Here is a 7,392-nt window from a genome sequence, read left to right on the forward strand (position 1 = left end):
ACCCCCATGCGCGCCAGCCAATTCGCCATCAACACCATGAAGGAAACCCCGTCCGAGGCGGAGATCGTCAGCCATCAGCTGATGCTGCGTGCCGGCATGCTCAAGAAGCTCGCATCGGGGCTCTACACCTGGTCACCGCTGGGGCTCAAGGTTCTGCGGCGCGTCGAGGCGATCGTCCGCGAGGAGATGGACGCGGCCGGGGCACTGGAACTGCTGATGCCGGCCGTCCAGCCCGCCGAGCTGTGGGAGGAATCGGGACGCTGGCAGCAGTACGGTCCCGAGCTGCTGCGTCTGACCGATCGCCACGGCCGCGACTTCTGCTTCGGGCCCACCCACGAAGAGGTGATCACCGACTACGCGCGCCGCGAACTCAAGAGCTACCGCCAGCTGCCGGTGAACTTCTACCAGATCCAGACCAAGTTCCGCGACGAGATCCGCCCGCGCTTCGGCGTGATGCGGGCCCGCGAGTTCGTGATGAAGGACGCCTATTCCTTCCACGCCGATGCGACCTCGCTCGAGCAGACCTACCAGCTCATGTACACGGCCTACAGCCGTATCCTCGAGCGACTGGGACTGGCCTGGCGCGCGGTGGTGGCCGATACCGGCTCGATCGGCGGTAACGCCTCGCACGAATTCCACGTCCTGGCCGACTCCGGCGAGGATGCCATCGCCTACGCGGTGGACGGCGACTACGCCGCCAACGTGGAGATGGCGCCCACCTTCCCGGCCGACGGCCCGCGCCCGGAACCGGCCGAGACCATGGCCGAGGTGGCCACGCCCAACGCGCGCACCATCGAGGACGTGGCCACCGCACTCGACCTGCCGGCGACGCGCACCGTCAAGACGCTGCTGGTGGCCGGCAGCGAGTCGCCCGCCGTCGCCCTGATCCTGCGCGGCGACCACTCGCTCAACGAGATCAAGGCGACCAAGCACCCGGCGATCGCCGAGCCCCTGACCTTCGTCGACGAGGCCCAGGCGCCGAAACTCACCGGGGCCTCGGTCGGCTCGATCGGCCCGGTGGGGCTCGATATCCCGGTCATCGTCGACTTCGCCGCCGCCGCGCTGACCGACTTCGCCTGCGGGGCGAACAAGAACGGCTATCACCTGACGGGTGTGAACTGGGGACGCGACCTGCCCGAGCCGGAGACCGCCGACCTGCGAGATGCCGTCGCCGGGGACCCGGCCCCGGACGGTCAGGGCAAGCTCGACATCTGCCGCGGCATCGAGGTGGGCCACGTCTTCCAGCTCGGCGACAAGTACAGCCGGGCGATGAACTGCGAGGTCCTCGGCGAGGACGGCAAGCCACTCACCCCGCTGATGGGCTGCTACGGCATCGGCGTCTCGCGCATCGTCGCCGCGGCGATCGAGCAGAACAATGACGACCGCGGCATCCGTTGGCCGATGCCGATCGCCCCGTTTGCGGTCGCCATCGTGCCGATCGGTGCCAACAAGGACGAGACGGTGATGGAGCGGGCCGAGGCCATCTACGCCGAGCTGCGGGCCCGCGGCATCGAGACCATCCTCGACGATCGCGGTCTGCGCCCGGGGGCAGCCTTTGCCGACTGGGAGCTGATCGGCATTCCGCTGCGCGTCGTCGTCAGCCCGCGCGGCCTGGCTGCCGGCCAGCTCGAGGTGCGCCGACGCGACGCCGAGGCCAGCGAGGACATCGCCGCCGACCAGCTGTTCGACTGGATCGATGCCCAGCTGACCTGAGCGGCTCTTCGGCGAGGCACAATATCCAAAACCAGAAACGGGGCGGGATGTGAGATCCCGCCCCGCCTCGCATGGCGTCGGAAACGGCTCGAGCTCAGTCGTCCGGCAACGTCAGGGTGATTGACTGACCGGCACGCCAGCCCTCGCCCGACTCCACCCGCACCGCCAGATCGTAGCGCACCGCGCCATCGTCGCCGTGCGCCCGAATGGCATCGACCCTCCCCGTCCGGCGCTCCTCGCCCCGGGAGACGGTGATCTCGTCGCCCAGCTCCAGGTCACCCAATTGATCGGCGCTTACCCGAGCGATGGCCAGCAATTGGTCGGCCCGTGCTATCTCGATCAGGGTCGGCGGCGTCAACTGCGGCGAGACCACCTCGCCCACCGCGGCATCCACCGACAGGACCCGGGCGTCGAACGGCGCTTCCAGACGTGACTGCTCCCGCTCCCAGGCCCGGAGTGCCGCCTGTGCCCGGACCCGGTCCCGCTCGCCTTCGGCGTTCTCGCGCTCGATCACCGCCAGGGCACGCTCGGAATCCGAACCGACCGTGCGGTCGTAAAGCTCCTGCACCCGATCGGCGTCCAGAGAGGCCTCTTCGGCGGCCAGACTCAGGCCCTCGATCTGCGCGGAAGCCATCCGGTGGCGCTGATCGAACGGCGTCGAATCCAGCGCCAGCAGCAGTGCGCCCTCGTCGACCCGTTCACCGGCCCTGACCGGCAACGACTCCACCACCCCGGCCACCGGCGTCGAGAGCGCCACCCGGTCGGCGAAGTCCAGCTGCCCCTCGACCTCCTCGCCCCAGGCAACCCCGCCCAGGCCGAAGGAAAACACGGCCAAGGGCACGGTGAAACAACGCGCCCATCGCGACTCGATACGTTTCATGATCTTTCGTCCTCCGTGGTGTCTTCACCGCCGTTCACCTCGTCGCTGCCTCCGGGCTCGCCCAACAGCACCGCTTCCAGCGATTGGTTGGTGAGCAGGGCCACTTCGGCCCAGCGCATGGCCAGCGCGTAGGTCGTCTGCATGCGTTCGAGCTTTGCCATCGACATCTCCGTCATGGCGTCGCCCAGGTCGGCGGCCTTCTCCATCTGGTACAGGGTCTGGTTGCGCATGAAATTGAGATCGGCATAGCTATCCAGTGCGTCGATACGCTGCTTGCCGATCGACTGGTGTACCCGGATCATCTCCACCAGCTCGGTGGCATAGCGGCGGATATCGGCCTCGCGCTCGGCCATGCGGGCGACCACGCCCATCCGGTCGGCCTGGGCGGCGGCGATCTCGGCGTCCCTGGCACCACCGCGGAACAGCGGGAATTCGATGTAGACACCTGCGCGGAACGGGTCACGGGTCGCGCCTTCACGGCTGTAGTGATCGGCATTGACCTCGCCATGAATGCTGGGCAGGTTGCCCCCACGCGCCGCCGTGAGGTCGGACTTGCTACCGTCGTGCCGATGACGCAGCGCGTTCAGGGCGAGATCCTCTTGCAAGGCTGTCTCGATCAGATCCCCGACCGCCGGCACCTCACGCTCGAACAGGCGGGTCAACGATGGCGCCTCGAGCGAACGCGGCAACCGGCCCGGGCGGCCGGTGATCTCGGCCAGATGACGCCGAGTCAGCCGGCGATCGGCATCCGCCCGGGCACGCTGCAACATCGCGTCCTGGTAATCGCGTTCGAATACCGCGATATCGTAGTCCGAGGTCTGCCCCAGTTCCCGACGGTCGCGGGCCCGGTCATAGCGGATGAAGAGGATCGCCATGCGCTCGTTTAGCGCCTGGTAGCGTTGATCGGCGAGCAGGACGTCGAAATAGGCACGCAGAATCGCCAGCCGCTGACGTTTCTGCTCGTCGAGCAGGGAAAGCCGCTCGCCGACCAGGCGCGCCTCGGCGGCTGCCTCGCGGTCTTGCTGACGCCCGAAGTCGAACAGCTTCTGCCGCAGGGACAGGCCTGCCCGGTGATCATCGTGCTGATCGTTCTCGACCGCGAGATCCCCCGGTTCGACGTAGCGCAAGCGTCCATCGACCGTGACCTGCGGCCGGTTCGACGAACGGATCATCTCCTGCTCCGCGCGTCGCCTCTCGTACCGGGCACGCGCCCCGACAACGCCGTACTGGTTCTCCAGCGGCAGGTCCAGCACCTGGTCGAACGTCAGCTTGTCCGGCAATGCCTCCGGTTCGACCAAGCCATCGTCCTCGACGGTCGGCGGTGGCGGGAGGTTGTCCGCCGCCAGGGCCTTCGAGTCCGCGAAGCCGACAAGCAGGCACGAAGCCAGGGCCGCCAGGACGATCGACCGTCCCCGACCGACCGACTGACCCGTGCCGAACAATCGCGCCTTCACCATCCTGGTTGCCTCCATGCCGTTCGTGGGCCGCCAGGGGCGACCCACGGTTCACTACTGCTGCTTCTTGTACTTGAAGAAGTTCATGCCCGGTTCCTTGTAGGCACCCGAGACGAAAAACTTCATCAATTGCCGGAACTCCTCGGGCGACTGTGTCGGCCCGGTATAGCGGACTGCCGACTCGCCATCGGTATCGAAGAAGATCATCACCGGCGTGGCACGCACCCGTTTTTCCTTGAAGGCGTAATCCTTCTCCTTCATTTCCTCGCCATCCGGGGTCGTCATCATCACGTCACCCTCGATGTCGATGCTGACCGTGACGAGGTTCTCCTTGATGTACTCCTGCACCGCCGGGTCGGTGAACACCTGGGTCTTCATGCGGTGGCAGAACGGGCATTCCTCCATCTCGAAGAACGCGAACACTCCCGCCTTGCCCTCGTCGCGGGCCTGCTCGACGTCGGCCTTGAGGTCCTTGAACGGATCGTCCCAGAAATCCTCGAGGTCCTGGGCATGGCCGACGGAGGAGAACACCACCCCGATGGCGAGAAGCAACCCAACGCCCAGGCGGGCCAGCCGGTGGGCGGTGCTACCCGAAGAGCGCCCCGCCCCTTGGCCCATCGTTCGATCGCTCAAGAACTGACTGCTCACATCGTTTGCCGTCATCGCCGTCTCCTCCCGGTGTCTCCAGGTCTTGCCCACACATGTCGCAAGACAGATAGAGAGCTAACATTCAAACCGACACGGGGATTTGTCAATACGCCCATCCCCGGGTACACCCACTCAGGGAACCCGTACCGGACTTGCCCGGCCGGCAACCCCGGATCGTCGAGGTTATTGCTAAACTGGTCCGGCGCGCAAACACCCCACACCAGCCCGGACGACCCCGTGGACATCCTGATTCTCTACTACAGCCGCACCGGCAAGACCGAAAACCTCGCTCGACAGGCCGCACGCGGCGTCGAACAGGTCGAGGACGCTCAGGCCCGGCTGCGGCGCATCCCCTGCCCGGATGGCCAGCAGCCCGCCGACGGCGATCCCGAGGTGACCATCGACGACCTGCGCGAGTGCCGCGGCCTGCTGCTCGGCAGCCCGACCTACTTCGGCGGCATGGCCTCGGCGGTCAAGCGCTTCCTCGAGGACACCAGCGGACTGTGGTTCCGGGGCGAGCTCGTCGGCCGGCCGGCCGGGGTGTTCACCTCCACGGGCTCGATGCACGGCGGTCAGGAGACTACCCTGCTTTCGATGATCGTGCCGCTGATCCACCACGGCATGCTGATCACGGGTATTCCCTACCAGCAGCCCGAACTGGCACACACCCAGACCGGCGGCACGCCGTACGGGGCCAGCCACACGGCCAACGACCACCCCCGGTTGAGCCGCGACGAGCGCGAACTGAGCCGTGCGCTGGGTGCCCGGGTGGCCACGATCGCGCGGCAGCTGACCTGATGTTCGCCGGGCAGACCAGCGAGGGGCTGCCGATCTGGCCGCTACGGCTGATGCTGCTGGGTCTGGCCGGCGTGATCGTCGGCTACCTCGGTCTGCTGGTCGCCGGCCAGGCCGACCTCCGTCCCGGGGGACTGACCACGGCCCTGTTGCTGCTGCCGGCCGTCGCCGTATCGCCGGGCCTGTGGCGCGGACATTACAAGACCATGATCTGGGCGGCGCTGGTCGCCCTGTTCTACCTTCTGATCTCGGCCACCGATGCCTGGGCCGTTCCGGCCGATCGTGGCTGGCACCTGCTGATCGCCATTGCGGCGACCACCGCCTTCCTGGCCGCCTGGTGGCACAGCATCAAGCGCCGCCGTTTCCTGAAGGCCGGTCGCAACACGCCCCGTGGCCGTCGTACCGAACAAGCACGCACCAAACCAGAGGATTCACGATGATCGAGAAGTGTCTGTTTCCCGCCGCCGGGTACGGCACCCGGTTCCTGCCCGCCACCAAGGTCATGCCCAAGGAAATGCTGCCGATTCTCGATCGGCCGCTGATCCAGTACGGCGTCGAGGAGGCCTTCGAGGCCGGCATGACCCAGATGGCCATGGTCACCGGTCGCGGCAAGCGGGCGCTGGAGGATCACTTCGACGTCAACTACGAGCTCGAGCACCAGATCCGCGGCACAAAGAAGGAATCCCTGCTCGCCTCGATCGACCGCCTGATCGACAACTGCACCTTCTCCTACACCCGCCAGCTTGAAATGCTCGGTCTGGGCCACGCCATCCTCACCGGGGAACGGCTGATCGGTCACGAGCCGTTCGGCGTCGTGCTGGCCGACGACCTCTGCGTGGGGTCGCCGGTCGGGATCATGGCGCAGATGGCCACCATCTACGAGCGGCACCAGTGCTCGGTGATCGCCGTCGAGGAGGTCCCCGAACGGGACATCCACAAGTACGGCATCATCGGCGGCACCCCCATCGACGACGACGTGATCAGGGTCACCGACATGGTGGAGAAGCCCTCGGCCGAGGATGCGCCGGGCAATCTCGCCATCATCGGTCGCTACATCCTGACCCCAGACATCTTCGACATCCTGCGCCGCACGCCCCCCGGCACCGGCGGCGAGATCCAGATCACCGACGCCTTGCGCGAGCAGGCCGAACAAGGCAAGGTGATCGCATACCGGTTCAAGGGACGACGTTTCGACTGCGGCAGCCCGTCGGGCTTCGTTGCCGCCACCAACCACTTCTACCACCTCAGCACGCGCTAGGGCCTTTGCCCGCGCATCCGGGGAATTTCTCGTCGATCCTGAGGTCGCACAGGGATTCGGGAAACCACCCCCGACATTCACCGCCGTCCACGCGAGGCAAATCAATGCAAGTTCAGAACGACCACGTCGTTTCCATCGACTACACCCTGAAAAACGATGCCGGAGAGGTCATGGACAGCTCCGAGCAGACCGGCCCGATGGCCTACCTCCACGGCCACCAGAACATCATCCCGGGCCTGGAGAAGGCACTCGACGAGAAGTCGGTGGGTGACACCCTGTCCGTCTCGATCGAGCCGGCGGACGCTTATGGCGAGCGCGACGAGCGCATGGTCCAGACCGTCCCCCGCTCCATGTTCCAGGGCGTCGACGAGATCGAGCCGGGCATGCGCTTCCAGGCACAGACCGAAGGCGGCGTCACCGTGGTCACCATCAAGGAGGTCAACGGCGACGAGATCACCCTCGACGGAAACCATGAACTCGCCGGCGAGACCCTGCACTTCGACGTCGAGATCAAGGACGTGCGGCCGGCCTCCGAGGAAGAAATCGAACACGGTCACGTCCACGGACCTGGCGGCCACGAGCACTGATCGAGCGATGCGTTCGGGCCACGGTCCCGAAACGACCTACAGAAAAGGCAGCGTGCC

At 66.5% G+C, this 7,392-nt stretch carries 8 protein-coding genes; 5 read left to right on the forward strand and 3 right to left on the reverse strand.

All coding sequences use genetic code 11. The features are described from left to right. The first annotated feature begins 6 nt into the window (after positions 1 to 6). Positions 7 to 1,713, forward strand: a complete 1,707-nt coding sequence (locus tag ACLFRM_RS02860; protein WP_410754204.1) for a proline--tRNA ligase — start codon at positions 7 to 9, stop codon at positions 1,711 to 1,713. A gap of 94 nt (positions 1,714 to 1,807) precedes the next feature. Here the strand turns inward: ACLFRM_RS02860 and ACLFRM_RS02865 are convergent, their stop codons facing one another. Genes ACLFRM_RS02865 through ACLFRM_RS02875 form a run of 3 tightly spaced genes read right to left on the reverse strand, consistent with a single transcriptional unit; the run spans position 1,808 to position 4,710 of the window. Beyond that, complete coding sequence (locus tag ACLFRM_RS02865) at positions 1,808 to 2,593, reverse strand: efflux RND transporter periplasmic adaptor subunit (protein WP_410754205.1); 786 nt, start codon at positions 2,591 to 2,593, stop codon at positions 1,808 to 1,810. Next, the gene (locus ACLFRM_RS02870) at positions 2,590 to 4,065 is read right to left on the reverse strand and encodes a TolC family protein (protein WP_410754206.1); all 1,476 of its coding nucleotides are present in this window, start codon (positions 4,063 to 4,065) and stop codon (positions 2,590 to 2,592) included. The genes ACLFRM_RS02865 and ACLFRM_RS02870 overlap by 4 nt, the downstream gene beginning before the upstream one ends. Before the next feature lie 36 nt (positions 4,066 to 4,101). Continuing rightward, positions 4,102 to 4,710 carry a thioredoxin family protein gene (locus ACLFRM_RS02875; protein ID WP_410754207.1) on the reverse strand — a complete coding sequence of 203 codons (609 nt, stop codon included), beginning with the start codon at positions 4,708 to 4,710 and terminating at the stop codon, positions 4,102 to 4,104. 222 nt (positions 4,711 to 4,932) lie between these two features. Between ACLFRM_RS02875 and wrbA the strand changes: the two genes are divergently transcribed. From wrbA to ACLFRM_RS02895, 4 genes are all read left to right on the forward strand, one after another. Beyond that, entirely contained in the window at positions 4,933 to 5,493 is a 561-nt protein-coding gene (wrbA, locus tag ACLFRM_RS02880) for an NAD(P)H:quinone oxidoreductase (RefSeq protein ID WP_410754208.1), read from the forward strand. After that, the gene (locus ACLFRM_RS02885) at positions 5,493 to 5,930 is read left to right on the forward strand and encodes a DUF2069 domain-containing protein (protein WP_410754209.1); all 438 of its coding nucleotides are present in this window, start codon (positions 5,493 to 5,495) and stop codon (positions 5,928 to 5,930) included. Before wrbA ends, ACLFRM_RS02885 begins: the two co-directional genes overlap by 1 nt. Continuing rightward, positions 5,927 to 6,748 carry a UTP--glucose-1-phosphate uridylyltransferase GalU gene (galU, locus tag ACLFRM_RS02890; RefSeq protein WP_410754210.1) on the forward strand — a complete coding sequence of 274 codons (822 nt, stop codon included), beginning with the start codon at positions 5,927 to 5,929 and terminating at the stop codon, positions 6,746 to 6,748. The genes ACLFRM_RS02885 and galU overlap by 4 nt, the downstream gene beginning before the upstream one ends. A 104-nt stretch (positions 6,749 to 6,852) precedes the next feature. Beyond that, a complete protein-coding gene (locus ACLFRM_RS02895) occupies positions 6,853 to 7,335 on the forward strand; it encodes an FKBP-type peptidyl-prolyl cis-trans isomerase (protein WP_410754211.1) in 483 nt (160 codons plus the stop codon). Positions 7,336 to 7,392 lie beyond the last annotated feature (57 nt).

Source organism: Guyparkeria sp., assembly GCF_046540515.1.
Taxonomy (GTDB): domain Bacteria; phylum Pseudomonadota; class Gammaproteobacteria; order Halothiobacillales; family Halothiobacillaceae; genus Guyparkeria.